24 protein-coding genes are annotated in these 26,247 nt (G+C 61.3%); 10 read left to right on the top strand and 14 right to left on the bottom strand.

What is annotated here, in order from left to right; all coding sequences use genetic code 11:
- Positions 1–99: 99 nt before the first annotated feature.
- The 7 genes from ACJ8IL_RS06390 (at position 100) to sanA (ending at position 7,602) form a co-directional block, all read left to right on the top strand.
- Positions 100–1,167, top strand: coding sequence for a sugar ABC transporter substrate-binding protein (locus ACJ8IL_RS06390; RefSeq protein ID WP_049205821.1), 1,068 nt, complete (start codon positions 100–102; stop codon positions 1,165–1,167).
- Between the two features lie 131 nt (positions 1,168–1,298).
- Complete coding sequence (locus ACJ8IL_RS06385; RefSeq protein ID WP_049205818.1) at positions 1,299–2,510, top strand: MFS transporter; 1,212 nt, start codon at positions 1,299–1,301, stop codon at positions 2,508–2,510.
- A 138-nt stretch (positions 2,511–2,648) separates the two neighbouring features.
- Complete coding sequence (locus tag ACJ8IL_RS06380) at positions 2,649–3,056, top strand: CidA/LrgA family protein (protein WP_442516422.1); 408 nt, start codon at positions 2,649–2,651, stop codon at positions 3,054–3,056.
- Entirely contained in the window at positions 3,053–3,748 is a 696-nt protein-coding gene (locus tag ACJ8IL_RS06375) for a CidB/LrgB family autolysis modulator (protein ID WP_147822994.1), read from the top strand. The genes ACJ8IL_RS06380 and ACJ8IL_RS06375 overlap by 4 nt, the downstream gene beginning before the upstream one ends.
- A gap of 137 nt (positions 3,749–3,885) precedes the next feature.
- Positions 3,886–4,770, top strand: a complete 885-nt coding sequence (gene cdd / locus ACJ8IL_RS06370; protein ID WP_442516421.1) for a cytidine deaminase — start codon at positions 3,886–3,888, stop codon at positions 4,768–4,770.
- Between the two features lie 221 nt (positions 4,771–4,991).
- The gene (locus tag ACJ8IL_RS06365) at positions 4,992–6,689 is read left to right on the top strand and encodes an NAD-dependent malic enzyme (RefSeq protein WP_004938945.1); all 1,698 of its coding nucleotides are present in this window, start codon (positions 4,992–4,994) and stop codon (positions 6,687–6,689) included.
- Between the two features lie 169 nt (positions 6,690–6,858).
- The gene (sanA, locus tag ACJ8IL_RS06360; protein WP_060432736.1) at positions 6,859–7,602 is read left to right on the top strand and encodes an outer membrane permeability protein SanA; all 744 of its coding nucleotides are present in this window, start codon (positions 6,859–6,861) and stop codon (positions 7,600–7,602) included.
- A gap of 67 nt (positions 7,603–7,669) precedes the next feature.
- Here the strand turns inward: sanA and mglC are convergent, their stop codons facing one another.
- The 7 genes from mglC to ACJ8IL_RS06325 form a co-directional block, all read right to left on the bottom strand.
- Positions 7,670–8,680, bottom strand: coding sequence for a galactose/methyl galactoside ABC transporter permease MglC (gene mglC / locus ACJ8IL_RS06355; protein WP_004938953.1), 1,011 nt, complete (start codon positions 8,678–8,680; stop codon positions 7,670–7,672).
- A gap of 11 nt (positions 8,681–8,691) precedes the next feature.
- A complete protein-coding gene (gene mglA, locus ACJ8IL_RS06350; RefSeq protein WP_004938959.1) occupies positions 8,692–10,200 on the bottom strand; it encodes a galactose/methyl galactoside ABC transporter ATP-binding protein MglA in 1,509 nt (502 codons plus the stop codon).
- A gap of 99 nt (positions 10,201–10,299) precedes the next feature.
- The gene (mglB, locus tag ACJ8IL_RS06345; RefSeq protein ID WP_025302149.1) at positions 10,300–11,292 is read right to left on the bottom strand and encodes a galactose/glucose ABC transporter substrate-binding protein MglB; all 993 of its coding nucleotides are present in this window, start codon (positions 11,290–11,292) and stop codon (positions 10,300–10,302) included.
- Between the two features lie 264 nt (positions 11,293–11,556).
- Positions 11,557–12,594: an HTH-type transcriptional regulator GalS gene (gene galS, locus ACJ8IL_RS06340; protein WP_025302148.1), complete on the bottom strand. Its 1,038-nt coding sequence runs from the start codon at positions 12,592–12,594 to the stop codon at positions 11,557–11,559.
- 126 nt (positions 12,595–12,720) lie between these two features.
- Complete coding sequence (yeiB, locus tag ACJ8IL_RS06335; RefSeq protein ID WP_442516420.1) at positions 12,721–13,893, bottom strand: DUF418 domain-containing protein YeiB; 1,173 nt, start codon at positions 13,891–13,893, stop codon at positions 12,721–12,723.
- 79 nt (positions 13,894–13,972) lie between these two features.
- Positions 13,973–14,638 (bottom strand): GTP cyclohydrolase I FolE, encoded by a 666-nt coding sequence (folE, locus tag ACJ8IL_RS06330; RefSeq protein ID WP_004938969.1) that lies wholly within the window; start codon positions 14,636–14,638, stop codon positions 13,973–13,975.
- 243 nt (positions 14,639–14,881) lie between these two features.
- The gene (locus ACJ8IL_RS06325; RefSeq protein ID WP_197835481.1) at positions 14,882–16,039 is read right to left on the bottom strand and encodes a YbfB/YjiJ family MFS transporter; all 1,158 of its coding nucleotides are present in this window, start codon (positions 16,037–16,039) and stop codon (positions 14,882–14,884) included.
- 105 nt (positions 16,040–16,144) lie between these two features.
- On the opposite strand from ACJ8IL_RS06325, the gene ptrR reads away from it, so the two are divergent.
- From ptrR to fghA, 3 genes are read left to right on the top strand one after another with little or no spacing between them, the layout of a single operon-like run.
- Positions 16,145–17,065 (top strand): putrescine utilization regulator PtrR, encoded by a 921-nt coding sequence (gene ptrR / locus ACJ8IL_RS06320; protein WP_060432733.1) that lies wholly within the window; start codon positions 16,145–16,147, stop codon positions 17,063–17,065.
- Positions 17,066–17,095: 30 nt separating this feature from the next.
- A complete protein-coding gene (locus ACJ8IL_RS06315) occupies positions 17,096–18,220 on the top strand; it encodes an S-(hydroxymethyl)glutathione dehydrogenase/class III alcohol dehydrogenase (protein ID WP_016928454.1) in 1,125 nt (374 codons plus the stop codon).
- A gap of 14 nt (positions 18,221–18,234) precedes the next feature.
- A complete protein-coding gene (fghA, locus tag ACJ8IL_RS06310; protein ID WP_015377214.1) occupies positions 18,235–19,077 on the top strand; it encodes an S-formylglutathione hydrolase in 843 nt (280 codons plus the stop codon).
- Between the two features lie 34 nt (positions 19,078–19,111).
- Here the strand turns inward: fghA and ACJ8IL_RS06305 are convergent, their stop codons facing one another.
- From ACJ8IL_RS06305 to ACJ8IL_RS06275, 7 genes are all read right to left on the bottom strand, one after another.
- Complete coding sequence (locus ACJ8IL_RS06305) at positions 19,112–19,420, bottom strand: CcdB family protein (protein WP_025302144.1); 309 nt, start codon at positions 19,418–19,420, stop codon at positions 19,112–19,114.
- A 2-nt stretch (positions 19,421–19,422) separates the two neighbouring features.
- Positions 19,423–19,665: a type II toxin-antitoxin system CcdA family antitoxin gene (locus tag ACJ8IL_RS06300; protein WP_079449478.1), complete on the bottom strand. Its 243-nt coding sequence runs from the start codon at positions 19,663–19,665 to the stop codon at positions 19,423–19,425.
- An 81-nt stretch (positions 19,666–19,746) separates the two neighbouring features.
- Positions 19,747–20,655 (bottom strand): glutathione ABC transporter permease GsiD, encoded by a 909-nt coding sequence (gene gsiD / locus ACJ8IL_RS06295; protein WP_169540348.1) that lies wholly within the window; start codon positions 20,653–20,655, stop codon positions 19,747–19,749.
- Positions 20,656–20,664: 9 nt separating this feature from the next.
- Positions 20,665–21,585: a glutathione ABC transporter permease GsiC gene (gene gsiC, locus ACJ8IL_RS06290; RefSeq protein ID WP_025302141.1), complete on the bottom strand. Its 921-nt coding sequence runs from the start codon at positions 21,583–21,585 to the stop codon at positions 20,665–20,667.
- A 52-nt stretch (positions 21,586–21,637) separates the two neighbouring features.
- A complete protein-coding gene (gene gsiB, locus ACJ8IL_RS06285) occupies positions 21,638–23,173 on the bottom strand; it encodes a glutathione ABC transporter substrate-binding protein GsiB (protein WP_025302140.1) in 1,536 nt (511 codons plus the stop codon).
- 23 nt (positions 23,174–23,196) lie between these two features.
- On the bottom strand, positions 23,197–25,071 hold the full coding sequence (locus tag ACJ8IL_RS06280; RefSeq protein ID WP_442516419.1) for a dipeptide ABC transporter ATP-binding protein: 1,875 nt from the start codon (positions 25,069–25,071) through the stop codon (positions 23,197–23,199).
- Between the two features lie 19 nt (positions 25,072–25,090).
- Positions 25,091–26,047: an isoaspartyl peptidase/L-asparaginase family protein gene (locus ACJ8IL_RS06275; RefSeq protein WP_308369623.1), complete on the bottom strand. Its 957-nt coding sequence runs from the start codon at positions 26,045–26,047 to the stop codon at positions 25,091–25,093.
- Positions 26,048–26,247 lie beyond the last annotated feature (200 nt).

Genomic DNA, 26,247 nt, shown 5'->3' with positions numbered 1-26,247 from the left:
GCTATGATGCTCCGCAACAACAAATAGACGTCCAGACAGAAAGACTGCTATAACAGACCTTCACCGGGATCGTTTCCCTGCTTTTTGGAGCCTATAATAATGAAAAACGTCAAGACTTCGCTGCTCGCCCTCAGCCTGCTGGCTGCCCTGCCGTTGCAGGCAGCGGAAAACGCCGCCGTGCCAGCTGCCATCGCTCAGCATCAGGGGCCGGTGCGCATCGCGGTGATCCGCAACCTCGGTTCCGACGACAACACCACGCAATTTTTGGCGGGTGCCATCCAGGAAGGACGCAAGCTGGGCTTCAAGGTGGACACCTTCCTCAGCAACGGCGACGACGCGCGCTTCCAGGACTTCGTCAACCAGGCTATCAGCCAGAAATATGACGGCATCATTCTCTCACAGGGGCGAGCCCCCTATTCCACCGAGCTGGTCAAGCGCATCGCGGCAGCCGGCATCGCCGTCGCGGCGTTCGATACCGACGTCAGTGGCAGCGTTCCCGGCGTCACCGTCTCGCAGCAGGACGACGCTTCGCTGGCCAACGCCTCCTTCGGCCAGTTAGTGAAGGATTTCAACGGCCAGGCCAACATCATCAAACTCTGGGTAGCCGGCTTCCCACCGATGGAACGCCGCCAGGCCGCCTATCAGCAGCTGCTGAAACAGCATCCGGGCATTCACGAGCTGGAATCGATTGGCGCGGTTTCATCCGACGTGCAGGGCGATACCGCCAACAAGGTGGGCGCGGTGCTGGCGAAATACCCGAAAGGCAAGATCGACGCCATCTGGGGCACCTGGGACGCCTTCACTCAGGGCGCTTACAAAGCGTTGAAAGAGAACGGCCGCACCGAGATCAAGCTGTACAGCATCGATATCTCCAACCAGGACTTGCAGCTGATGCGCGAAGCCGGCAGCCCGTGGCAGGTCAGCGTGGCGGTGGATCCGAAGCTTATCGGCGCAGTCAACGTGCGCCTGGTGGCCAACAAGATCGCCGGGGAAAGCACGCCGGACAGCTATCAGTTCAAAGCGACGGTCATTCCTCAGGCGCTGCTGCTGGCGCAGCCGGGGCCGGTCAACGTCGCCGGGCTGGCGAAGATCATCCCCGGCTGGGGCAGCAGCAGCGACTTCGTGCAACCGTGGTTCGCCACGCTGCAGGCCGAACACGGTAAATAATGCTGTTTTTGACGAGGCTGCCGACGCAGCCTCTGTTTTTAAACTAATTTTCGGCTTCCCCCTTCCGTCCTCGCCAAAATACGCTATGTTATCTGCATCGCCCAATAACTGTATGCATAAACAGGCTTCGAATGAAGGGATTCCCCTCGCTGATTAACATGCTGCTGGCCAGTTCGCTGGTGTTGACCATCGGCCGCGGCGTGACGCTGCCGTTCATTACCATCTACCTCACCGAGCATTTCCATCTGCTGCCGAAGAGCGTGGGCGTGATCCTGGGCGTCAGCCTGACCCTCGGCATCCTTGCCAGCCTGTACGGCGGCTATCTAGTGGACAAATTCAGCAAGAACCGCCTGATCCTGCTGTCGATTGTATTGTTTGCGCTGAGCTTCTTCGCCATTCCCTGGATCCCGCGCCCCGGCGGCGTGATCGTGGTGCTGGCCATCTTGCATACCTGTTATTCGGTGCTGAGCATCACCATTAAGGCCTGCTTCGCCGACGGGTTGCCGGTTGAGCAGCGCATCAAGGCTTTTTCAATCAACTACACGCTGGTCAACGTCGGCTGGGCGATCGGTTCTGCGCTCGGCGTTCTGGTGGCCGGGCTTAGCCCGCTGCTGCCGTTTTACCTGTCGGGCGGGTTGGCGCTGGCGACGGTGGCGGCGCTAAGCCTGCGCTTGCGCGGTCGGCAACAGCGCGCAACGCCAGCCGCCGCACCGGCCGCGCTCCCCAACTTCCGCCAGACGCTGACAATCCTGCGGAGCGATCGGCGGCTTATCTACTTCACCCTCGGCAGCACCCTGGGCGCCGTGGTGTTCGGTCAGTTCACCGGCTATCTGTCGCAGTATCTGATCACCGTCTCCAGCGCCGAGTTCGCCTACAAAATCATCGGGCTGGTGATGATCGTCAACGCCAGCATCGTTATCGCCCTGCAATACCTGCTCAGCCGCGGTATGCGCCAGGAAAACATGCTGCGCTGGCTGGTGCTGGGCACGCTGTTTTTCATCGTCGGGCTGCTCGGTTTCATGGCGGCCGGCCAGGCGGTCTGGCTGTGGCTGGCGGCGATGGCGGTGTTTACCCTCGGCGAAATCATCGTGATCCCGGTGGAATACATGTTCATCGACTTTATCGCGCCCCCGCACCTGAAAGGCAGCTACTATGGAGTACAGAATCTCAGCGCGCTGGGCGGCGCCATCAACCCGGTACTGTGCGGGGTGCTGCTCAGCTATGCCGCGCCGCCGCTGATGTTCGTGATGCTGATCGTCGCCGCGCTGCTCAGCCTGCTGTTTTTCTTCCTCGGCCACCGGCTGGCAGAACACGCGGCGGCAGCGGCCGAAGACACGCGCTGAACCCGCGCGTGGTAGCCATTGCAGGCTGTCAACCCGCCGATCGGGTATGGCACCCATAGCGATAATTCATGGTGCGATCTGTGGCATGGCTCACAGTTTAATTGTATGATGAATGCAGCAATTAAACGGGGAAAGACAATGGCCAACGTGCTCACACTGTGCTGGAAATACCTGAGAGCCCTGCTCCTCATCTACCTGTGTCTGTTCGTCGGCAATGCAGTGGCGGCGCTGCTGCCGTTCGCCATTCCCGGCAGCATCCTCGGCATGCTGCTGCTGTTCGCCCTGCTCTCTACCCAGATCCTGCCGGCCAAATGGATTAAACCCGGCTGCCATTTGCTGATCCGCTACATGGTGCTGCTGTTCGTGCCGATCGGCGTCGGGGTGATGAAATACTATGACCAGATCGTCGCGCATCTGGGCCCGCTGGTCATCTCTTGCCTCATCAGCACGCTGATGGTGCTGGTGGTGGTCGGCTATACCTCACACTATTTTCACCGCGAGCGCCGCATCGCCGGTAAGCCCGACGACACGGAGGGCAACCCATGATCCATGAAATCTGGTGGTCGCTGCCGCTGACGCTGGCGGTCTATTTCGCCGCGCGCTGGCTGGCGCGCAAGCTGAACATGCCGCTGCTCAATCCGCTGCTGGTGTCCATGGTGGTGATCATCCCGCTGCTGCTGCTCACCGGCATCCCCTATGAGCGCTACTTTCAGGGCAGCAAAATCCTCAACGATCTGCTGCAGCCGGCGGTTGTCGCGCTGGCCTTCCCGCTGTATGAACAGCTGCACCAGATCCGCGCGCGCTGGAAGTCGATTATCGCGGTGTGCTTCATCGGCAGCCTGACCGCCATGATCAGCGGCGGCGCCATCGCCCTGTGGCTGGGCGCCACGCCGGAAATCGCCGCCTCTATCCTGCCGAAATCGGTCACTACGCCAATCGCCATGGCCGTCGCGGACTCGCTCGGCGGTATTCCGGCGATCAGCGCAGTCTGCGTCATTTTCGTCGGTATCCTCGGCGCCGTGTTCGGCCATACGCTGTTCAACCTGTTGAAAATCACCACCCACTCTGCGCGCGGCCTGGCGATGGGCACCGCATCCCACGCGCTGGGCACCGCACGCTGCGCGGAGATGGACTACCAGGAAGGCGCATTCGGCTCGCTGGCGCTGGTGATCTGCGGCATCATCACCTCACTGCTGGCGCCGTTCCTGTTCCCGGTGCTGCTGCATCTGTTCGGCTGAATACGGCGAAACTTGCGATACATCTCGCATTTATTTATTTCATTGCATTAATTTCACCAATTAAGAGACATTAATCACATTTTAATGTCTCTGGCCTGCCTAGAATGTTACCCCGTTAACTCGTAGAGAGACCTTCTATGCATCCGCGTTTTCACACCGCTTTCAGCGCACTGCCCGCGACACTGCAATCCGCCCTGCTGCCCTATCTGGACGCGCCTGACTTCCCGGCGATGTTCACGGCCGAGCAAGCGGCGGCGATCCGCTCAGGCTGCGGGTTGGACGATGACGCGCTGGCATTCGCACTGCTGCCGCTGGCGGCGGCCTGCTCGTTAACCCCGATATCGCATTTCCACGTCGGCGCCATCGCGCGCGGGCAAAGTGGCAACCTCTATTTCGGCGCCAATATGGAATTCAGCGGCGCGCCGCTGCAGCAATCCGTGCATGCGGAACAAAGCGCAGTGACTCACGCCTGGCTGCGCGGCGAATCGGCGCTGGCCTCGGTCACCGTCAACTACACGCCGTGCGGCCACTGCCGCCAGTTTATGAATGAGCTGAACAGCGGCGGCGAGCTGCAAATCCGTTTGCCGGGCCGCGCGCCGGCCACGCTGGCGGACTATCTGCCGGACGCCTTCGGCCCGAAAGATCTGGATGTCGCTTCGCTGCTGATGGACAAGGTCGATCACGGTCACCAACTGGCGCTGGACGACGCACTGACGCAGGCGGCACTGGCGGCGGCCAATCAGAGTCACGCACCGTACAGCAACGCCCACAGCGGCGTAGCGCTGGAAACGACAGATGGCATTATCTATGCCGGCCGTTATGCGGAAAACGCCGCCTTCAACCCGAGTCTGCCGCCGCTGCAGGCCGCGCTGATCCTGCTGAACCTCTCAGGCGGCGATTGCCTGAACATTCGCCGCGCCGTACTGGCCGAACCGCAGGACGCGATCGTCAGCCAATGGGACGCCACCCGCGCCACCCTGACAGCGCTGGGCTGCCAGAACGTCAGCCGCGCCGCTTTCTAAACGCGCCATGGCGGGGCCATCCGGTTCCGCCGTTAACAGCCCCGCCCGCCAAATACAATGCCCCGACGCCGCCAGAAACACTTTCTTTAGTTAAAAAATCATTTGATTGTCGATAATTACGCCAACCTGGTTCATCATCTGGCAACAAATGCTGTACATCTTCTCTTTATCTCTTAGGATCGTCGGCAATAAAGTTATCTGATACGTGAAGAGTAAAACTGATGGAACTAGAATACGAAAGCAAACGCCCGCTCTATATCCCTTACGCCGGCCCGATTCTGCTGGAATTTCCGCTGCTGAACAAAGGCAGCGCTTTCACCGAGGAAGAACGTAGCCACTTCAACCTGCACGGCCTGCTGCCGGAAGCGGTGGAAACCATCGAAGAACAGGTGGAGCGCGCCTACCGTCAGTATCAGGATTTCAAGAACGATAACGACAAGCACATCTACCTGCGCAACATCCAGGACACCAACGAAACCCTGTTCTACCGCCTGCTGGACTCGCACCTGAGCGAGATGATGCCAATCATCTACACCCCGACCGTCGGCGAGGCCTGCGAACACTTCTCCGATATCTATCGCCGCGCGCGCGGGCTGTTCATCTCCTACCCGAACCGCGATCGCATCGATGACATGCTGCAAAACGCCACCAAGCAGAACGTCAAGGTGATCGTGGTCACCGACGGCGAGCGTATCCTCGGCCTGGGCGACCAGGGCATCGGCGGCATGGGCATTCCCATCGGCAAACTGTCGCTGTACACCGCCTGCGGCGGCATCAGCCCGGCCTACACCCTGCCGGTGGTGCTGGACGTCGGCACCAACAACCCACAGCGCCTCAACGATCCGCTGTACATGGGCTGGCGCCATCCGCGCATCTCCGGCGAGGAGTACCACGCCTTTGTCGAAGAGTTTATTCAGGCGGTCAAACGCCGCTGGCCGAACGTGTTGCTGCAGTTCGAAGACTTCGCGCAGAACAACGCCACCCCGTTGTTGAACCGCTACCGCGACGAGATCTGCTGCTTCAACGATGACATCCAGGGCACCGCCGCGGTCACCCTCGGCAGCCTGATCGCCGCCAGCCGCGCCGCCGGCAGCCAGCTGCGCGATCAGACCGTCACCTTCCTCGGCGCCGGTTCCGCCGGCTGCGGCATCGCCGAGCAGATCATCGCGCAGATGAAGTCCGAAGGGTTGAGCGAAGACGAAGCGCGCGCCCGCGTGTTCATGGTTGACCGTTTCGGCCTGCTGACCGACAAACTGCCGAACCTGCTCGATTTCCAGAGCAAGCTGGTGCAGAAGAGCGACAACCTGGCCGGTTGGGAAACCGCCAGCGACGCCATCTCGCTGCTGGACGTGGTGCGCAACGCCAAGCCGACCATTCTGATCGGGGTGTCCGGTCAACCGGGGCTGTTTACCGAAGAGCTGATCCGCGAGATGCACAAGCACTGCGAACGCCCTATCGTGATGCCGCTGTCCAACCCGACCTCGCGCGTGGAAGCCCGTCCGGAAGACATCATCAACTGGACCGACGGCGCCGCTCTGGTGGCGACCGGCAGCCCGTTTGCGCCGGTGAGCTACAAAGAGCAGCTGTACCCGATCGCCCAGTGCAACAACTCCTACATCTTCCCGGGGATTGGCCTCGGCGTGCTGGCCTCCGGCGCCACCCGCGTCACCGACGCCATGCTGATGGCCGCCAGCCGCGCGCTGGCGGACTGTTCGCCGCTGGCCACCGACGGCCACGGCGCGCTGCTGCCGAATATCGACGATATTCAGGGCGTGTCGAAGTGCATCGCCATGGAAGTGGGTAAAGCGGCGCAGCTGCAAGGTGTGGCGATCGTCACCTCCGAAGACGCGCTGTCGAAAGCCATCGAGCACAACTTCTGGCGACCGCAGTACCGCAGCTACAAGCGCACTTCGTTCTGATCAACGCGCTGAAATGACCCAGCCCGGCTCCGCCGGGCTTTTTTGTGCGGCAAAACCGCCTAAAAATGCGGCGTTGCGCGTGCTTCAGGCGGTTCGCGTCTTGCGTCGATCGGTCAGGTAAAGTAGCCTTGATCCATCTTTTTCAGCCCGGCGCGCGTAAGGCAACAACATGTGGAAACGCCTGATCATCAGCCTGTTCATCATCATTGCGGTGTTGATGGGTTCGGCTATTGCGCTCGATCGCTGGATCAGCTGGAAAACCGCGCCTTACGTCTACGACGAACTGCAGGAGCTGCCGCACCGCCAGGTTGGCGTGGTGCTCGGCACAGCCAAGTATTACCGCACCGGGGTGATCAACCAGTACTACCGTTACCGCATTCAGGGGGCGATCAACGCCTATAACAGCGGCAAGGTGAAATACCTGCTGCTGAGCGGCGACAACGCCCAGCAAAGCTACAACGAACCGATGACCATGCGGCGCGATCTGATCGCCGCCGGCGTGGCGCCGAGCGATATCGTGCTGGATTACGCCGGCTTCCGCACCCTGGATTCCATCGTGCGCACCCGCAAGGTGTTCGACACCAACGACTTCATCATCATCACCCAGCGCTTCCACTGCGAACGGGCGCTGTTCATCGCCCTGCACATGGGCATTCAGGCGCAGTGCTATGCGGTGCCGTCGCCGAAAGACATGATGACGGTGCGGGTCCGCGAGATTTTCGCCCGTCTGGGCGCGCTGACCGATCTGTACATCCTCAAGCGCGAGCCGCGCTTCCTTGGCCCGCTGATCCCGATCTCAGCCATGCACACCGTGCCGGAAGACGCCCAGGGTTATCCCGCCGTGTCACCGGAACAGCTGGTGGAGCTGGAGCACAAGCTGAAAGAAGAGAAACAGAAAGCCAAACAGCCCTGACGCAGAAAACGCCCAAAAAGAAAGGCCGGCAAAATAGGCCGGCCTTGTTGTCTGTACTGCGGTAAACCTACTTCTTCTTGGCGTATTTCAACGAGTCCAACGCCACGGCGAAGATGATGATGCTGCCCTTGATGATGTATTGCCAGTACGGGTTGATGCCGATATAGGTCAGGCCGTAGTTGATGACGGTAAAGATGATCACCCCGGTCACCACGCCCCACACCGTACCCACCCCGCCGGCAAACGAGACGCCCCCCACCACGCAGGCGGCGATGGCGTCCAGCTCATACATAAAGCCGAGGTTATTGGTGGCGCTGCCGATGCGCCCCGCTTCCAGCAAGCCGCCGAAGGCGTAGAACACGCCGGACAGCGCATAGATCATGATCAGGTTCAACGGCACGTTGACGCCGGACACCTTAGCCGCTTCCGGGTTGCCGCCGATGGCGAAGATGTTCTTGCCGAAGCGGGTCTTGGTCCACAGGATCCAGACGAATATGATGGCGATCAGCGCGTAAAAGGTAATGTACGACAGCTTAAAGTCGCCGAAGCGCAAGAAGCCCTGGGCAAAGGTGGAAAACTTCGGATCGAAACCCGCGACCGGCGACGCGCCGACCGAATCGTAATACAGCGAGTTGATGCCGTAGACGATGATCATGGTGCCCAAGGTGGTGATGAACGGCGTCACGTTGAGATAGGCGATAATCAGGCCGTTAACCAGGCCGATCACCGCGCCGACCGCACACACCAGCAAGATGACCAGGGGAATCGACCAGGTTTCCATGTGCGGGAATACCTTGTTGACGTTATCCATCGACTGCAGCAGCGTGGCCGCCACCACCGCCGCCAGCCCCACCTGCCGCCCGGCGGACAGGTCGGTGCCCTGAGTCACGATCAATCCCGCCACGCCCAGCGCGATGATGATGCGCACCGAAGACTGCGTCAGGATGTTGCTCAGGTTCATCAGGCTAAGGAAGGTAGGATCCTGAATGATGATGATGGCCAACAGCACCAGCAACACCACGTAAATGCCGCCTTCCTTGAAATAGGTAAATAAGGTTTTTTTATTTAGCGCGTTCATAATTCCGATCCTTAAAGGTGCAGGGAGGCGAGACGTAAGATTTCATTTTGCGAGGTCTGTTTGGTGTTAACGATGCCCGCAACCTGACCATTGCTCATCACCAAAATACGGTCGGTGATCCCCAAAAGCTCCGGCATTTCGGACGAGACGATAATGATCCCCTTGCCCTTCTTCGCCAGTTCGGTCATCAGCTGATAAATCTCGAACTTGGCGCCCACGTCGATGCCGCGCGTCGGTTCATCCAGCATCAGGATCTCCGGCTGCGTCAGCAGCCAGCGGCCGATGATCACCTTCTGCTGGTTGCCGCCGGACAGCGAGCCGATATGGGTGTGATGCCCCGGCGTTTTCACCCGCATGGCGTCGATCACCCACTGGGTGTCGCTCTTCATCCGCGCGTTATCCAGCAGGCCGAGCTTGTTTTTATAATTGCGGATATTGGAGATCAACGAGTTGAAACCCACATCGAGGTAAGCGTAAATCCCGGTGGATCGGCGCTCTTCGGTCACCAACGCAAACCCGTGGTTGATCGCTTCGTTGGCACTGTGGTTGTCGATCGCCTTGCCGTGCAGCTTTATAGTGCCCGCCACCTTTTCACGAATGCCGAACAGCGTCTCTACGATGTCGGTGCGCTTGGCGCCCACCAGCCCGGCGATGCCGAGGATCTCGCCCTGGTGCAGATCGAAGGAAACATCGCGGATCGAAGGCTGGCGCAGCGACGTCAGGTTCTTCACCTCAAGGATCACCTCACCCGGCGTGTTTTGCCTGTCCGGGAAGCGCTGGCTCAGCGAGCGGCCGACCATCATGGCGATGATCTTGTCCATATCCAGCCCTTCCAGCGGCTGGGTGGCGATCCACTGGCCGTCGCGCAGCACCGTTATCTCGTCGCACAGCTGGAAGATCTCTTCCATCTTGTGCGAGATATAGACGATGCCGCAGCCGCGTTCTTTCAGCTTGCGGATGATGGTGAACAGATGATTGACCTCTTTCTCCGTCAGCGAAGAGGTCGGTTCATCCATGATGACGATCTTGGCGTCGTAGGAAAACGCCTTGGCGATCTCGATCATCTGCATCTGCGACACCGACAGGTTGCCCACCTTTTCGCGCGGGTTGATGTCGATATCCAGCTCGTCAAAGATCGCCTGGGTGTCTTTGAACATCTTGTCCTGATCGACGAACAGGCCTTTGGTCGGATAGCGCCCCAGCCACATGTTGTCCATCACGGTGCGTTGCAGCACCAGGTTCAGCTCCTGATGTACCATCGAAACGCCGTGTTCCAACGCTTCCTTCGAGCTCTTGAAATCGATTTCCCTGCCCTGAAACACAATGCTGCCGCTGTCTTTTTTATAAATGCCGAACAGGCATTTCAGCAACGTCGATTTCCCCGCCCCGTTCTCCCCCATCAGGGCGTGAATCGAGTGCGGACGGACGCGTAAATTGACATTGTCCAAAGCTTTGACGCCGGGAAATGACTTACAGATATCCGTCATTTCCAGCAAAAATTCGCGTGAGCTATCGGCCATAAATACACCTGGCTTAACGATCTTGCAGTCGTAAACATCCCCGCCGGCGGTATCCCTGGTGTTGGCGCCGCAGGCGGGGTCTTAGCGGGATCTCAATTCTTATTTAACGAACTGAGACAGGTTGTCTTTATCTACACCGACGTAAGGGATACGCACGACTTTATTTTCGACTTTATATTGGGTGCCTTCGGTGGCCGGTTTGCCTGCCGCCAGGTTTTTCGCCAGCTCGAAGGTGGCTTTCGCCTGGTTGTCGGCGTCGTTCAGCACCGTGCCCGCCATCGCGCCGGATTTCACCAGCGCCAGCGCTTCAGGCAGCGCATCGACGCCGAACACCGGGATACTGGTCTTGTTGTGCGCTTTCAGCGCTTCCACCGCGCCCATCGCCATGGCGTCGTTGTTGGCGATCACCACTTCAATCTTGTTGGCATTCGGGCCGGAGAGCCAGGCGTCCATCTTGTCTTTCGCCTGCGCGGTATCCCACATCGCGGTATCCATCTGCAGCTGCTGGGTCTTGATGCCTTTTTCGTTCAGCGTCTTCACCACGTAGGTAGTGCGCGCTTCGGCATCCGGGTGGCCCGGTTCGCCCTTCAGCAGCACGAACTGGATCTGGCCGTCTTTGTTCAGATCCCAGGCCGGGTTGGCTTGCCAGTGTTTGGCGATCAGCTCGCCCTGGATCACGCCGGACTCTTTGGAGTCGGTGCCGACGTAATATGCCTTGTCATAGCTGTCCAACGCCTTGCGGGAAGGTTCTTTGTTGTAGAACACCACCGGGATATCGTTTGCGCGCGCCTTATCGATAACCACCGGTGCCGCGGCCGGGTCGACCAGGTTGATCGCCAGCGCTTTCACGCCCTTGGCCAGCAGCACGTCGATCTGATCGTTCTGTTTGGACTGGTCGTTCTGCGAGTCATTCATCAGCAGAGTGACGTCCGGCGAAGCCTTGGCATCTTTCTCGATCGCCTTGCGCACCACCGACATGAAGTTGTCGTCGTATTTGTAAATCGTGACGCCAATACGGGTATCAGCATGGGCTGCGGCGCCAAACATCATGGCTGCGGCCATGGCGGCCAGGGTGAAAACCTTCTTATTCATTGTCAGTCTCCGGTTCTGTGTAGGGTATTACTCGTCTTTGAGCCAATGGTCACCGGCAGTGCGCACACCCCAGGCCAGGCGATTTCCACTCAACACCTGTCGTCCGTGGATCTTATTATTTCCGAGAAATGCTGTGTCAGCGCGAGATAAAGGTTGCAGCGGCAAGGGCCTTTGCGCCGGAAAACGCCTAGAGCATAGACGGCGTGATGTTAATATTCTGTGAATTTTCTCACAGATTGAAAACGGTTACACAGGATTAAATCGTCAGAGAGTGACCGTCGCCTCACTTTGCCAGGGGGCGACAGAATGGCGCCGCACCAGCGTCGGCATGAACAGATGAGCGGCCTGCGGCTCCGCCAGGCCTGCTGCGCCCTGCAATGCTAGCTCGGTGGCCAGCGTGGCCATCGAAACGATCGGGTAACGCACCGTGGTGAGTTTGGGGCTGGTGTAACGCGCGATGGGAATGTCGTCGAAGCCGATCAGCGAGAAATGCTGCGGTACCGTGATACCGTTTTCTTTCAGCACCGCCATGGCGCCGGCGGCCATGGCGTCGTTGTAAGCGAACACCGCGCTCAGCTGTAGATTACGCCCCAGCAGTTCCACCATCGCCGCCTCGCCGCCCTGCAGATCCGGCGAACCGTAGGCGCGCCAGTTGTCCGGCGTGGCCAGCCCGGCGGCGGCCATCGCCTGCGCATAGCCCCGCTGGCGTAGCGGCCCGTCTTCGATCGGGTGATTGGAGCCCAGGTAGCCGATGCGCCGATGGCCCTGCGACAGCAAAAGACGCATCGCCATTTCCGCGCCGCAGACGTTATCCAGCCCGACGCAGCGTGGCTCATAGCCGGGGATAATCCGGTTGATCAGCACCATGCCCGGCACCTGCTCCAGAAAGCCGATCAGCTCGGCGTCGCTCAGGGCTTTGGCGTGAACAATCAGGGCATTACAGCGCTGACGGATCAGCACTTCGATCGCATGGCGCTCTTTGTCCGCCTGATGATAGCTGTTGCCGATCAGCAGGTATTTGTGGTGTTTCTGCGCCACCGTGTCAACCGCTTTCACCAGCGCGCCGAAGAACGGATCGGAGACGTCCATCACCACCACGCCCAGGGTATCGCTGCTTTGGGTCGCCAGCGCCTGCGCGTTGGCGTTGGGGCGATAGCCCAGATCCGCCACCGCCTGCAGCACCTGCTCGCGCGTCTCCTTGCTGGTCAGCGCGCTGTGGTTCAACACGCGGGAGACGGTCGCCACGGAGACCCCGGCGCGTTTCGCCACGTCGCGAATGGTGATCGGATGAACTGGAGGCATGCGGGATCCTGAAATCGGGGTAGTGGCCGGTGGCGCTATCCTACCCCGATTGGCCCGCTGCTCGCGTGAATTACGTCACAGGAAAGAAAACGTTTACATACATTTTTTTAACCTGCCGATGGGCACTCATTTCAGCGTTTTGGGCTCCGCTTCGCCGGCGGCCAGCTGCGTCAGCTTGCGCCACAGCCACTCCATCGGCCCCTGAGCGAAATAACGCAGCCACAGTACGGAAAACGCCAGGTTGGCCAGCCAGACCAGCGGCACGAACGCCAACAGCTGCAGCCGGTCGAACTGCTCATAGAGACCGAAGCGATAAAACAACGTGGTGCAGATCAGCGTTTGCAGCAGGTAGTTGCTCAGCGCCATGCGCCCCACCTGGCTCAGCCAGTGGGCGATGCGCAGGCGCGACAGTGCGGGCCAGAAACCGTAACACAGCGCCAGATAGCCCATCGCCTGCAGCGGGGCGCCCAGCTCACGCGGCACCTGCAGCAGGAAACCGCTCCAGCGATAGTCCCACTGCACCTGCCATTGCAGCGCCACCGTCGGCAGCTGGATCAGCACCGAAAGCGGCAGCAGCCACGCCGCCTGCCTCAGGTAATAGCCGGATGAGTAGCTGCCGCGCAGCCAGCCGCTGCGCATCAGCCCAGCGCCGAACAGCATCAGCCCCGCCAGCTCCCAGCCATACTGCGCGCCGATGGCCAGCAGGCTGGACGAGAGCAGATCGGCGCGGCTGCGCCAGGCTTCGAAACCGCCCTGCAGCTTCCAGAACTTCTCGTACTGCAACTCCGCCACGCCCGGCTGCCAGAAGCTGCCCGGTTCACCGTGCGAGATAAAACCGAGCAGCAGCAGCACCGCCACGCCGATCAGGTAGAGCACCACGCCGGTTTTCAGCAGCTGGAAAGTTTCTTTGGCCTCGCGGATCATGCGCCAGCACACCAGGCCGATCAGCCCGTAGGCCAGCAGAATATCGCCGTCCCACAGGAAGATGGCGTGCGCGAGGCCGAACAGCACCAACCACGACAGCCGCGCGCGGATCCAGCTTTTGCCGCGCCGCAGCAGCATGTGCAACCCGGCGCCGAACAACAGCGCGAACATCGCCAGGAACTTGGCCTGGGCGAAGAGATCCAGCAGCGCCCAGGTCCAGGCATCGCGCGACGACGGCATCCCCAAATAGGCCGGGTTGAGATAGGCGGCCTTCGGCAAGCCGAAGGCGCTGATGTTCAGCAATAAGATGCCGAGGATGGCGATGCCGCGCACGCAGTCCAGCGTAGCGATGCGCGGCAGAGGATGACTGTTCATTTTTTATCGCTGTCTTCCGCTCATGAAAAAGGCGCCCGCAGGCGCCTGTTATGCTATTGCGAGTCGCCCCGCAACGCCATCACCCCTGGTGATGACGCACCGCGCGCAGGAACTCCTGGCGGGTATTCTGGCTGGACTTGAACAGCCCCCCCAACGAGGTGGTGGTGGTGGCGCTGGTCGCGTCGCGAATGCCGCGCGCCTTGACACAATAATGGACCGCGTCGATCGATACCGCCACGTTATTGGTACCGAGCAGGGTCTGCAGCGCGACCAGGATCTGCTGGGTCAGACGCTCTTGCACCTGCGGACGCTGGGAGAAGAACTGCACGATGCGGTTGATCTTCGACAGACCGATCACCGAGTCTTTCGGGATATAGGCCACGGTAGCCTTGCCGTCGATGGTGACGAAGTGGTGCTCGCAGGTGCTGGTCAGCGTGATATCGCGCACCGTCACCATCTCATCCACTTTCATCTTGTTCTCGATGACGGTGATTTTCGGGAAGTTGGCGTAGTCCAGCCCGGAGAAGATCTCGTCGACATACATTTTGGCGATGCGATGCGGCGTTTCCGCCAGGCTGTCGTCAGACAGATCGAGATTCAGCAGCTGCATGATTTCAGTCATGTGCTCTTTGATGCGACGCTTGCGCGTTTCGCGATCCAGCACTTCCCCGCGCAGCGGTGTCTCCAGACCACGCTCTTCCAGTGCCGCATGCACCAGCGCGGCTTCTTTACTTAATGATGTCATGTATTTGTTCTCCTGCGGACGGAACCCGCCGGCGGCCTGGTAGGGCGTGCGGCCGGCGAATTGCTTGCTCTCGTGACGGCAGAGTTTTCGTGATGGATAACGTGAACCCGGTCAAGATTTTGCCCCACTGTAGATGAGAGCGCGGCGATTATCCAGTGATTGTGCTTCATCCGCAGGTGAAATATTCGCATTTAGCACAATCAGGCCGGCTGCGGGATCCCGCTTTTTTTGTATGGATTTTAATCAGCGCATCGCCGTTTTTTGCGCCAACCGCCGCGCCGGGGTATTCACTACCAGCGCACCGGCCACCAACAGCGCCGCCACCGCCACGTACAGCGCCGGCTCCAGCCGATGAGTCATGGCGGTCGACAGCGCCGACAGCATCGGCCCGACCAGTTGGCCGATCGCATAACCGGTGGTCAGCAATCCGGCCATGTAGCGCGCATGGCGCGGCGCCAGTTCACGGCCGTGCTGAAGGGCGAGCTGCACCACGCAGAGGAAACCGCCGCCGGTCAGCAACGCCCCCAACGCCAGGCCGGTCACACCCGGCACCGCTTCGGCGCTCAGCACGCCCAGCGCCTGTATCCACAGCGTGATCGCCAGCCGGGTCTGGGTGGTCAGCCGATGGCGGGTCAAAATGCCGATCACAATCCCCAGCACCGCCGCGCCGCCGAACACCGGCCAGACGAACTGCGCGAATAGGCTACCGGGAAAGCGCGCGGCCGCCATCTGCGACAAGAACGTCGCCGGCAGGATGTAGCCAAAGCCGGCCAGGCTGTAGCTCCACACCAGGCGTTTGAGCGCCGGCGTCAGCAGCAGCGGCTCCGGGGCCACGTCCGGGCGATGCAGCTCGCCGCTGCGCGGCAGAAAGGCGCTAATCCCCCCGACCAACACCAGCGCCAGCCCGCCATACACCAGCCAGGCCTGCGCCGCCGTCAGCCCCAGCGCGTTGATGCCCACCGCCAGCATGCCGCTAAGGAAGATGCCGGCGCCCGGCCCGGCGAATACCGCCGCGCTCAGCGCCGGCCGGCCGTAGTGCGCCAACCGCTCGTTGGTCCAGGCCGCCACCAGCACCATCGCCCAGCCGCTGGCCCAGCCGATGACGAAGCGCAGCGCGCCGTGCGTCCATGCATCCTGCGCCAGCGCCGACAGCAGCGTCAGCGCCATCGCGCCCCATACGCCCAGCCACAGACGCCGCTCGACGTGGCGCGTGGCGCGCATCGCGTCGTAGGCGCCGCACAGGTAGCCCAAATAGTTGATCGCCGCCACCAGCCCGGCGCCGGTGAGGCTGAACTGATGTTCCGCGATCATCAGCGGCACCTGCGGGGTGAAAGCGAAGCGGCCAATGCCCATCGCGACGATCAGCGCGGCAAAACCGCTCAAGGCAATACGTAAAGCCATACCGGTATCCAAAAGGTTAAAAGAAAGTTGCCAGTATCATGCCGCAGTATTAAACTCACAAAAACTGAATAATACTAATCAAGTTCATCACGAAACGAGAATATTATGGATCTGACCCAGCTTCGCATGTTCTGCTGCGTAGCGGAAACCGGCTCGGTCGCCCGCGCCGCCGAGCAGCTGCACCGCGTGCCGTCGAACCTGACCACCCGGCTGCGCCAGCTTGAGCAGGAGCTGGGCGCCGATCTGTTTATCCGCGAAAAACAGCGCCTGCGCCTGTCGCCGATGGGCCATAACTTTCTGTGCTACGCCAACCGCATCCTGGCGCTCAGCGACGAGGCGATGAGCATCACCCACGCCGGCGAACCGGCGGGCAACTTCGCCCTCGGCTCGATGGAGAGCACCGCCGCCACCCGCCTGCCCTCGCTGCTGGCGGCTTACCACCAGCGTTTCTCGCAGGTTTCGCTGTCGCTGACCACCGGCACCTCCGGCGAAATCGCCGATCGGGTGCGCGCCGGCACGCTGGCGGCGGCGCTGGTCGACGGCCCGGTGCCCTATGACGAGCTGAACGGCTGCATCGCCTATCCTGAACATATGGTAGTGATCTCCTGTCTCGATCACGCGCCGATCCACAGCGCCAAAGACGCCAATGGCGAAACGCTGTTCGCCTTTCGCGCCAGCTGCTCCTACCGCCTGCGGCTGGAGGCCTGGTTCAAGCGCGAAGGCGCGCGGCCAGGGCAAATTATGGAGATCCAGTCCTATCACGCCATGCTGGCCTGCGTCGCCAGCGGCGCCGGGCTGGCGATGATCCCGCATTCGGTGCTCAGCCTGCTGCCGGGCCATGAGCGGGTTCGAGTTCACACCCTGCCGCCGGACGTGGCCGACACCGCCACCTGGCTGCTGTGGCGCCGCGACGCGTTCGGGCCGAACGTGCGCGCGCTGAAAGAGTTGATTATTGAACAGACGGAGACCGCCGCTGTTGATGAAAGCACCCCCAACGATTTATCAGACGTTTTCGATATCGCCTGATTTAAAAAGAAAACCACTGAGGAGACTATGATGGAGATGATCAAAACCCGCGCCGCCGTTGCCTGGGGCCCGAACCAGCCGCTGAAGATCGAAGAAGTCGAGCTGATGCCACCACAAAAAGGCGAAGTACTGGTGCGGATCGTCGCCACCGGCGTTTGTCACACCGACGCCTACACCCTGTCCGGCAAAGATCCGGAAGGCGTGTTCCCGGCGATCCTCGGCCACGAGGGCGGCGGCGTGGTGGAAGCGGTCGGTGAAGGCGTCACCAGCGTGGCGGTCGGCGATCACGTGATCCCGCTCTACACCCCGGAGTGCGGCGAGTGCAAATTCTGTAAATCCGGCAAGACCAACCTGTGCCAGGCGATCCGCGCCACCCAGGGTAAAGGCCTGATGCCGGACGGCACCACCCGCTTCTTCAAGGACGGCAAGCCGATCTTCCACTACATGGGCACTTCCACCTTCTCCGAATACACCGTGGTGCCGGAGATTTCACTGGCGAAAATCAACAAGGAAGCGCCGCTGGAAGAAGTGTGCCTGCTGGGCTGTGGCGTCACCACCGGCATGGGCGCGGTGATGAACACCGCCAAAGTGCAGCCGGGCGACACCGTGGCGATCTTCGGCCTGGGCGGCATCGGCCTGTCGGCGATCATCGGCGCGCAGATGGCCGGCGCGGGCCGCATCATCGGCATCGACATCAACACCAGCAAGTTCGATCTGGCGCGCAAGCTGGGCGCTACCGATCTGATCAACCCGAAAGACTATGACAAACCGATTCAGGAGGTGATCGTCGAGCTGACCGACGGCGGCGTCGACTTCTCCTTCGAGTGCATCGGCAACGTCAACGTGATGCGTTCCGCGTTGGAGTGCTGCCACAAGGGCTGGGGGGAATCGGTGATCATCGGCGTCGCGGGCGCCGGCGAAGAGATTTCGACCCGGCCGTTCCAGCTGGTCACCGGCCGCGTCTGGCGCGGCTCGGCATTCGGCGGCGTCAAGGGCCGTTCGCAGCTGCCGGGCATCGTCGAGCGCTATCTGGACGGCGAATTCGCGCTGAACGACTTTATCACCCACACCATGGGGCTGGAGCAGATCAACGAAGCGTTCGATTTGATGCACGAAGGCAAATCGATCCGTTCCGTCATCCACTTCGACAAATAAGCCAGGAGGCAGAGATGACGCTGTCATTGGAACTTCTCGAAGAGCACCGCATGTTCGGCGGCTGGCAACAGCGTTATCGCCACGCGGCGCAGAGCCTGAATTGCAACATGACATTCAGCATCTACCTGCCGCCGCCGCGCGATGACAACCCGCCGCCGGTGCTGTACTGGCTGTCGGGGCTGACCTGCAACGACGAGAACTTCACGTTGAAAGCCGGCGCGCAGCGCATCGCCGCCGAGCTGGGCCTGGTGCTGGTGATGCCGGACACCAGCCCGCGCGGTGACGAGGTGCCGAACGACGAAGGTTACGATCTGGGCCAGGGCGCCGGGTTCTACCTGAACGCCACCCAGGCGCCGTGGGATCGCCACTTCCGCATGTACGACTACATCAGCGCCGAACTGCCGGCGCTGATCGAACAGCACTTCAGCGTCAGCGATCGTCAGTCGATCTTCGGCCACTCGATGGGCGGCCACGGCGCGCTGATGATGGCGTTTCGCAATCCGCAGCGCTTCCGCTCGGTATCGGCGTTCGCGCCGATCGTCAACCCGTGCCAGGTGCCGTGGGGCCGCAAGGCGTTCACCGCCTATCTGGGCAGCGACGAGAGCCAGTGGCTGCAGTACGACAGCTGCCATCTGCTGGCCAGCGGCGCGGAAAAAATGCCGGTCCTTATCGATCAGGGCGATGACGACCAGTTCCTGGCCGATCAGCTGCAGCCGGCGCGGCTGGCCGAACTGGCGCGCCAGCGCGACTGGCCGCTGACGCTGCGCATTCAGCCGGGGTACGATCACAGCTACTTCACCATCGCCACCTTCGTGGAAGATCACCTGCGCTTCCACGCCGAGCACCTGTTCCGCTGATAAAAATCCGGGCGGTTTAACCGCCCGGATTTATTCAAAAGCCATCAATCAGAAAATCGATAGCGGCTTTAATTTGATTCCTGTGCTCATTGACATTACCAACGGCCTTCCCAATCTGCGAAATACGTACGGCAGCCATCTCATGCGTCATAACAAGAAACTTTTCGCCGTTGACCTCAATCTCCGGGCATAAACGTGCAGAAATTTTAACCCTGACGTTATCCAAAGCATAAAGGGGGATCATTAACCGGGTCGAGAGGACATCAATAAGATCGCTTTGAACGTCCAGTAAGTAGGGATAGGCTGATGCCGGATACGTATTGTCATATACGGTAAATTGCATATTTAAAATGTCCGATATTCATCAGACAACAAACCATTTTCTTCAGTGATACGATTAAGTTCTTCTAAGGCCGCGCGATTTTGCTCGCGCCACTGTTGAATCTCAATATCCCTGACGCGGACGCTCAATGCGTCCGTCAATACGGATGACACATTGACGCCCAGGGATTTTGCGCGCTGGAAAAGATCGCGATCGATGGTTACGTTGACTGTCTTTTTCGTCACATTGCTATTTGCCATATCCATACCTCATCCCTGTAATATACACGGGTCAAATTTTCATCAATTATACTCGTAAAACAGGGGTATGCCAATTCAGCGATGCCCTCACCCCTTCAATTTCGGATCGAGCGCGTCGCGCAATCCGTCACCCAACAGGTTGAACGCCAGCACGGTGATGAATATCGCCAGGCTGGGGAAGATCGCCACGTGCGGCGCGATCACCATATCGGCGCGCGCTTCGTTGAGCATCGCCCCCCACTCCGGCGTCGGCGGCTGGGCGCCCAGGCCCAAAAACGACAGGCTGGCGGCGGTGATGATCGAGGTGCCGATGCGCAGGGTGAAATAGACCACGATCGAAGACAGGGTGCCTGGCAGGATGTGCCGCAGGATGATGGTCCAGTCCGAGGCGCCGATGCTGCGCGCCGACTCGATATAGGTCAGGTGCTTCAGCACCAGCGTATTGCCGCGCACCAGGCGGGCGAAGGCCGGAATGCTAAAGATCGCCACCGCGACGATCACGTTGGCCATGCCGCTGCCCATGATCGCCACCACGCCGATCGCCAGCAAAATGCCGGGAAACGCGAACAGCACGTCGCAGACGCGCATGGTGAGGCGATCCCACCAGCCTTCATAGTAACCGGCCAGCAGCCCCAGCAGGGTGCCGATCGCCCCGCCCGCCAGCACCGAGAACACCCCGGCCGCCAGCGAAATGCGCGCGCCCATCAGGATGCGGCTGAAAATATCGCGTCCGAGGGAATCCACCCCCAACCAGTGCATCAGCGAAGGCCCTTCGTTCAGCCGGTCGTAATCGAAATAGTTTTCCGCATCGAACGGCGCCAGATAAGGCGCCAGCAGCGCCGCCGCAATCAGCAGCAGCACCAACAGGCCGGCGACCAGCGCCGCCCGCTGGCGGCGAAAACGCCGCCAAAACTCGCCCCACGGCGTGCGTACCGCGTTGGGGTCGATAAGCGGCATCGCCTTCAGTGCGGCGTTGCGCCGCCAATGCTTAATCATGCCGCCTCCTCATTGGTAACGAATCGCCGGGTTGATCGCCGCGTACAACATATCCACCAGCAGGTTGATCAGGATGAACTCCAGCGAGAACAGCAGCACCTCGGCCTGGATCACCGGGTAATCGCGCATCTCCACCGAGTCCACCAGCAAGCGCCCCAGCCCCGGCCAGTTGAACACCTTCTCCACCACGATCGAACCGCCGAGCAGGAAGCCGAACTGCAGCCCCATCATGGTCACTACCGGGATCATCGCGTTGCGCAGGCCGTGCTTCATCACCACCACGCTTTCCCGAACGCCCTTGGCGCGCGCGGTGCGCATGTAGTCCTCCTGCAACACCTCGACGAACGAAGCGCGGGTAAAACGCGCCATCACCGCCGCCACCGCCGCCCCCAAGGTGATAGAAGGCAGAATGTAGTGCCGCCAGCTGTCGGCGCCCACCGTCGGCAGCCACCCCAGCTCGACCGAGAACACCTGCATCAGCAGCATGCCGAGCGCAAAGGCCGGGAACGAGATCCCCGATACCGCCAGCGTCATGCCGAGACGATCCGGCCAACGGTTACGCCACACCGCCGACACCACGCCGATCGCCAGGCCGAACGCTACCGCCCACAGCATGCTGGCGACGGTCAGCCAGAAGGTCGGCATAAAGCGCGAGGCGATCTCTTCGCTCACCGGGCGCTTGGACACCATCGAGATGCCGAAGTCGCCCCGCAGCGCGTTGACGAAAAAGTGCGCGAACTGCTGCGGCAGCGGCTTATCCAACCCCAGATCCTTGCGCACCAGCTGCACCACCGCCTCGTCGGCCTCCGGCCCCGCCGCCAGCCGCGCCGGATCGCCCGGCAGCAGGTGGACGAACAGGAACACCAGCACCGCCACGATCAGCAGCGTCGGGATCAGGCCCAGCAGTCGTTTCAGAAAATAATTGAGCATCTCATTCCTTCCCCCACCTGCCGCCGTCTGGCCGCAGGCGGGGATGGGCGCCTTATTTCAGATCGGCGTTATCAAAGTTGAACGAGGTATCCGGCATCACGTAGAAGCCGCTCAGCTGTTTGCTGTTGGCCGACAACAGACGTTCGGTTGCCAGGAAGATCCAGGGCGCGTCGGCCCAGATGCGATCCTGTGCATCCTGATACAGTTTCTGCTTCTCGGCGCGATCGGTGGTCGCCAGCGCGTCGGTCAGATCCTTGTCCACCTGCGGGTTGCTGTAGAACGCGGTGTTGAACTGCTTCGGCGGCGCCGCCTGGGTGGAGAACAGCGGCGACAGCGCCCAGTCCGCTTCCCCGGTCGAGGCCGACCAGCCGGTGTAGAACAGCCGCACGCCGGTGTCTTTCACCCCGACGCTCTCCACCTGCGCCGCGCGCTGCCCGGCATCCATCGCCGTCACCGTCACTTTCACCCCCACCTGCGCCAGCTGCTGTTGGGTGAACTGCAGCACTTTCTGCGCGGTGCTGTGGTTGTGGGACGACCACAGCGTGGTGGTGAAGCCGTTCGGGTAGCCGGCCTCTTTCAACAGCTCGCGCGCCTTGGCCGGATCGTACGGCCACGGCTTATAGCGGGCGGCGAAATCGATGGCCGGGGGCACCGGCCCTTCCGCCGGCACCGCATAACCGGCGAACGCCACCTTGATCAGCGCGTCCTTGTTAATCGCGTAGTTGAGCGCCTGGCGCACCTTCGGGTTGTCGAACGGCTTTTGAGTGACGTTCATGCTGATGTAACGCTGCAGGATCGACGGCGCAGCCACCACGTCCAGCTTGGCGTTGCCCTCCAGCACCTTGGCCTGCTCGTAAGGGATCGGGAAGGCGAAGGTCGCCTCGCCGGTCTGCAGCATCGCCGCGCGGGTGTTGTTATCCACCACCGGGCGCCAGGTGATGCTGTCGAGCTTCGGCAGCCCCGGCTGCCAGTAGCCGTCGAACTTCTTCACCTTGACGAAATCGGTCTGGTTCCAGGTCACGAACTGATACGGCCCGGTGCCGACCGGGTGGAAACCGATCTCTTTGCCGTATTGCTTCAGCGCCGCCGGGGAGATGATCGCCGCCGCCGGGTGCGCCAGATTGTTGACGAACGCCGAGAACGGCGCCTTCAGCACGATCTTCACCGTATTGGCGTCCACCGCCTCGGTTTTGTCGATCATCTTGAACAGGTTGTAGCGCTTGAGGTGGCTGTCCGGGTTACTGGCGCGATCGAGGTTGGCCTTCACCGCCTCGGCGTTGAACGCGGTGCCGTCGTGGAATTTAATGCCCTGACGCAGTTTGACGGTATAGGTCAAGCCGTCTTTGCTGACCTCATAGCTGTCCGCCAGCACGTTCACCAGCTTCATGTCCTTGTCGAAGCCGAACAACCCCTGATAGAAAGACTTGGCCACCGCCTGCGACAGCGTGTCGTTGGCGTCGTAAGGATCAAGAGTGGTGAAATTGGACGCCACGGCAATCACCGCGTCCTTCGCCGCCCAAACCGGGCCGGTTCCCGCCGCCAGCAGTATGGCGGCCAACAGCGCATTGCGTTTGAATGTGTGCTTCATGTCGCTTGTCTCTCCTGAGGTCTTTAAAAAGCACCGGCGATCGGGTGGCGGGCGACAAAGTGCCCGGCGCCAACCTGCACCAGCGGTGCGGTAACGGGTTCATCGCCCAGTGCGCGCACTGGGCTCGGGATCTCATCGGCCGGCAGCGGCTGCCGTTTGTGGGCATGAGCGGGATCGGCTACCGGCACCGCCGCCATCAACTTGCGGGTATAGGGGTGCTGCGGATTGTCGAATATCGCCTGCCGCGGGCCGATCTCGACAATTTGCCCGAGGTACATCACCGCCACCCGGTGGCTGATACGCTCCACCACCGCCATGTCGTGTGAAATGAACAGAAAAGCGATGCCGAACTCACGCTGCAGATCGAGCAGCAGATTGACGATCTGCGCCTGAATCGACACGTCCAGCGCCGAGACCGCTTCATCGGCGATCACCACTTTCGGGTTCAGCGCCAGCGCGCGCGCGATGCAGATGCGTTGGCGCTGGCCGCCGGAAAATTCGTGCGGATAGCGGCGCGCATGCTCCGGCTGCAGACCTACGCGTTCCAGCAGCCAGGCCACCCGCCGTTCCGCCTCACGGCCGCGCATCACGTTGTGCACCAACAGCGGCTCCATGATGGAGAAACCGACCGTCAGGCGCGGATCGAGCGAGGCGTAAGGATCTTGAAAGATGAACTGAATATCGCGCCGCAGATGCTGCAGCGCCGACCCCTTCAATTGGTCTATCCGCCGCCCGGCGAAGTTGATGGTGCCGCTCTGGCTGTCCACCAGCTTCAGCAAAGCGCGCCCGGTGGTGGACTTACCGCAGCCGGACTCGCCCACCAGCCCCAGCGTCTCGCCAGGGTAAAGATCGAAGCTGACGTTTTCTACCGCGTGCACCCGGCGAGTGACCCGATTGAACAACCCGCCGCGCAGATCAAAACGCGTGACCAGATGCTCCACCCGCAGGATCGGCGCAGCGTCTGGCGGCACGGTATCCTGCGGCGCCGTATCCCCCTCGCCATCCGCCAGCGGAAACTTCGCCGGCAGCGGCCGATCGGCCATCTCCCCCAGCTTCGGCACCGCCGCCAGCAGCGCCCGGGTATAGGCCTGTTGCGGCGCGGCGAATAATTCACGCACTCGATTCTGTTCCACCTGCTCGCCGCGGCGCATCACCAGCACCTGGTCGGCTATCTCTGCCACCACGCCCATGTCGTGAGTGATGAAGATCACCCCCATCTGCATCTCCTGTTGCAGCACGCGGATCAGCTGCAGGATCTGCGCCTGAATGGTGACGTCGAGGGCGGTAGTGGGTTCATCGGCAATCAGCAACGCCGGCTTGCAAGAGAGCGCCATAGCGATCATCACCCGCTGGCGCATGCCGCCGGAAAGCTGATGCGGGTAGCGCCCCAGCACCTCTTTGGCCTCCGGAATGCGCACCAGATCGAGCATGCGCAGCGCCTCCTGACGCGCGCTGCGGTGGTCCATGCCCTGATGCAGGCGCAGCGATTCGGCGATCTGCTCGCCGACCGGAAATACCGGGTTGAGCGAGGTCATCGGCTCCTGGAAGATCATCGCCATGTCGGCGCCGCGCACCGTGCGCAGCGTGCTCTGCGAGGCATGCGCCAGCTCGAGCAACGCGCCGTCGCGCCGGCGTAGCGTCATGGCGCCGCTGACGATGCGCCCACCGCCCTGCTCCACCAGCCGCATCAGTCCCAGTGAAGTCACCGATTTGCCAGAGCCGGACTCACCGACGATCGCCAGCGTCTCGCCGCGATCGAGATCGAACGACAGGTTGCGCACCGCTTCCACGGCGCCGTCCGCTTGAGGAAAACGGATGCTCAGATCGCGCACCGTCAGCACCCGCTGCGGCGGCAATGACAACCCGTCGCCGGCGGGCCGGAATGAAACGTCGGTCATACACCCTCCCGGTGAACGCTTAGCGATAAATCCCGACGGACGGCGCATCGCCGACATAACCAAAACCGCGATACATCCCCTCGCAGTTAAACGGCAGCGCGATATTGCCGTGGCGATCGACGGCGATCATGCCGCCGCTGCCACCCAGTGCAGGCAGCTTCTCCATCACCACCCGATCGCTGGCCGCCTGCAGGCTGAGGCCACCGTATTCGATCAGGGCGGAGACGTCATAGGCCGCCACGCCACGCATGAAGATTTCGCCGGTGCCGGTGCTGGAGACCGCCACGGTGGCATTGTTGGCATAGCAACCGGCGCCGATGATCGGCGTGTCGCCCACCCGCCCGGCCTGCTTGTTGGTCATGCCGCCGGTGGAGGTGGCGGCGGCGAGGTTGCCCAGCGCATCCAGCGCCACCGCGCCGACGGTGCCGAATTTGCGATCGGGATCGAGCGGATCGCCGGCCTGCGCCGCGCCGTCGTGATCGAGCAAGACCCGCCCCTGTTCCGCCTGGGCGCGGTGCAACTGATCAAAGCGTTCCTGGGTAAAGAAGAAGTCGGGAGTAACCATTTCCAGGCCGTGGGCGGCGGCAAACTTCTCGGCGCCTTCGGCGGCAAACAGCACGTGTTCGCTGTTTTCCAGCACCGCGCGCGCCGCCAGCACCGGGTTGCGGATATGGCTGACGCCGGCGACAGCGCCGGCGTCGCAGGTGCGGCCGTCCATCACGCAGGCATCCAGTTCGTGCGTGCCCTGATGGGTAAACACCGAGCCTTTGCCGGCGTTGAACAGCGGGCACTCTTCGAGCAGCCGCACCGCTTCGGTCACCGCATCCAGCGCGCTGCCGCCCTGTACCAATACCGCCTGCCCGGCGGCCACGATCTCGGACAGCGCCTGGATATACTGCCGTTCTTTTTCCGCACTCAGCGCCGCCCGGGTAATTGCGCCCGCGCCGCCATGAATGGCAATCACTGGTTTGCTCATTTGCCTGACACCCTGTGTTAATCCCGCCGTTGCGCAGCGAATAAGCTGAGCGCGGTATCATTATTATTCAGTCTTTTCGACTCTATTTAGTCCTACAGTGGAAGTACAGCATAACGTCCACGTCCCGCTTTTAGCGTAGCGCGCTTAGACCATTTCGCACCTTGAAATAGCTTATTGGAATAAAAACAGCAGGTTATAAA

Source organism: Serratia sp. CY47444 (assembly GCF_052168635.1).
GTDB lineage: Bacteria > Pseudomonadota > Gammaproteobacteria > Enterobacterales > Enterobacteriaceae > Serratia > Serratia bockelmannii.
Note: the sequence above shows the minus strand (reverse complement) of the source record. Positions and strands in the feature narration are given on the sequence as shown.

Coding starts and splice junctions, on each gene's coding strand:
- ACJ8IL_RS06390 (WP_049205821.1), top strand. CDS start 100: ATGAAAAACGTCAAGACTTCGCTGCTCGCCCTCAGCCTGCTGGCTGCC.
- ACJ8IL_RS06385 (WP_049205818.1), top strand. CDS start 1,299: ATGAAGGGATTCCCCTCGCTGATTAACATGCTGCTGGCCAGTTCGCTG.
- ACJ8IL_RS06380 (WP_442516422.1), top strand. CDS start 2,649: ATGGCCAACGTGCTCACACTGTGCTGGAAATACCTGAGAGCCCTGCTC.
- ACJ8IL_RS06375 (WP_147822994.1), top strand. CDS start 3,053: ATGATCCATGAAATCTGGTGGTCGCTGCCGCTGACGCTGGCGGTCTAT.
- cdd (WP_442516421.1), top strand. CDS start 3,886: ATGCATCCGCGTTTTCACACCGCTTTCAGCGCACTGCCCGCGACACTG.
- ACJ8IL_RS06365 (WP_004938945.1), top strand. CDS start 4,992: ATGGAACTAGAATACGAAAGCAAACGCCCGCTCTATATCCCTTACGCC.
- sanA (WP_060432736.1), top strand. CDS start 6,859: ATGTGGAAACGCCTGATCATCAGCCTGTTCATCATCATTGCGGTGTTG.
- mglC (WP_004938953.1), bottom strand. CDS start 8,680: ATGAACGCGCTAAATAAAAAAACCTTATTTACCTATTTCAAGGAAGGC.
- mglA (WP_004938959.1), bottom strand. CDS start 10,200: ATGGCCGATAGCTCACGCGAATTTTTGCTGGAAATGACGGATATCTGT.
- mglB (WP_025302149.1), bottom strand. CDS start 11,292: ATGAATAAGAAGGTTTTCACCCTGGCCGCCATGGCCGCAGCCATGATG.
- galS (WP_025302148.1), bottom strand. CDS start 12,594: ATGCCTCCAGTTCATCCGATCACCATTCGCGACGTGGCGAAACGCGCC.
- yeiB (WP_442516420.1), bottom strand. CDS start 13,893: ATGAACAGTCATCCTCTGCCGCGCATCGCTACGCTGGACTGCGTGCGC.
- folE (WP_004938969.1), bottom strand. CDS start 14,638: ATGACATCATTAAGTAAAGAAGCCGCGCTGGTGCATGCGGCACTGGAA.
- ACJ8IL_RS06325 (WP_197835481.1), bottom strand. CDS start 16,039: ATGGCTTTACGTATTGCCTTGAGCGGTTTTGCCGCGCTGATCGTCGCG.
- ptrR (WP_060432733.1), top strand. CDS start 16,145: ATGGATCTGACCCAGCTTCGCATGTTCTGCTGCGTAGCGGAAACCGGC.
- ACJ8IL_RS06315 (WP_016928454.1), top strand. CDS start 17,096: ATGGAGATGATCAAAACCCGCGCCGCCGTTGCCTGGGGCCCGAACCAG.
- fghA (WP_015377214.1), top strand. CDS start 18,235: ATGACGCTGTCATTGGAACTTCTCGAAGAGCACCGCATGTTCGGCGGC.
- ACJ8IL_RS06305 (WP_025302144.1), bottom strand. CDS start 19,420: ATGCAATTTACCGTATATGACAATACGTATCCGGCATCAGCCTATCCC.
- ACJ8IL_RS06300 (WP_079449478.1), bottom strand. CDS start 19,665: ATGGATATGGCAAATAGCAATGTGACGAAAAAGACAGTCAACGTAACC.
- gsiD (WP_169540348.1), bottom strand. CDS start 20,655: ATGATTAAGCATTGGCGGCGCAACGCCGCACTGAAGGCGATGCCGCTT.
- gsiC (WP_025302141.1), bottom strand. CDS start 21,585: ATGCTCAATTATTTTCTGAAACGACTGCTGGGCCTGATCCCGACGCTG.
- gsiB (WP_025302140.1), bottom strand. CDS start 23,173: ATGAAGCACACATTCAAACGCAATGCGCTGTTGGCCGCCATACTGCTG.
- ACJ8IL_RS06280 (WP_442516419.1), bottom strand. CDS start 25,071: ATGACCGACGTTTCATTCCGGCCCGCCGGCGACGGGTTGTCATTGCCG.
- ACJ8IL_RS06275 (WP_308369623.1), bottom strand. CDS start 26,047: ATGAGCAAACCAGTGATTGCCATTCATGGCGGCGCGGGCGCAATTACC.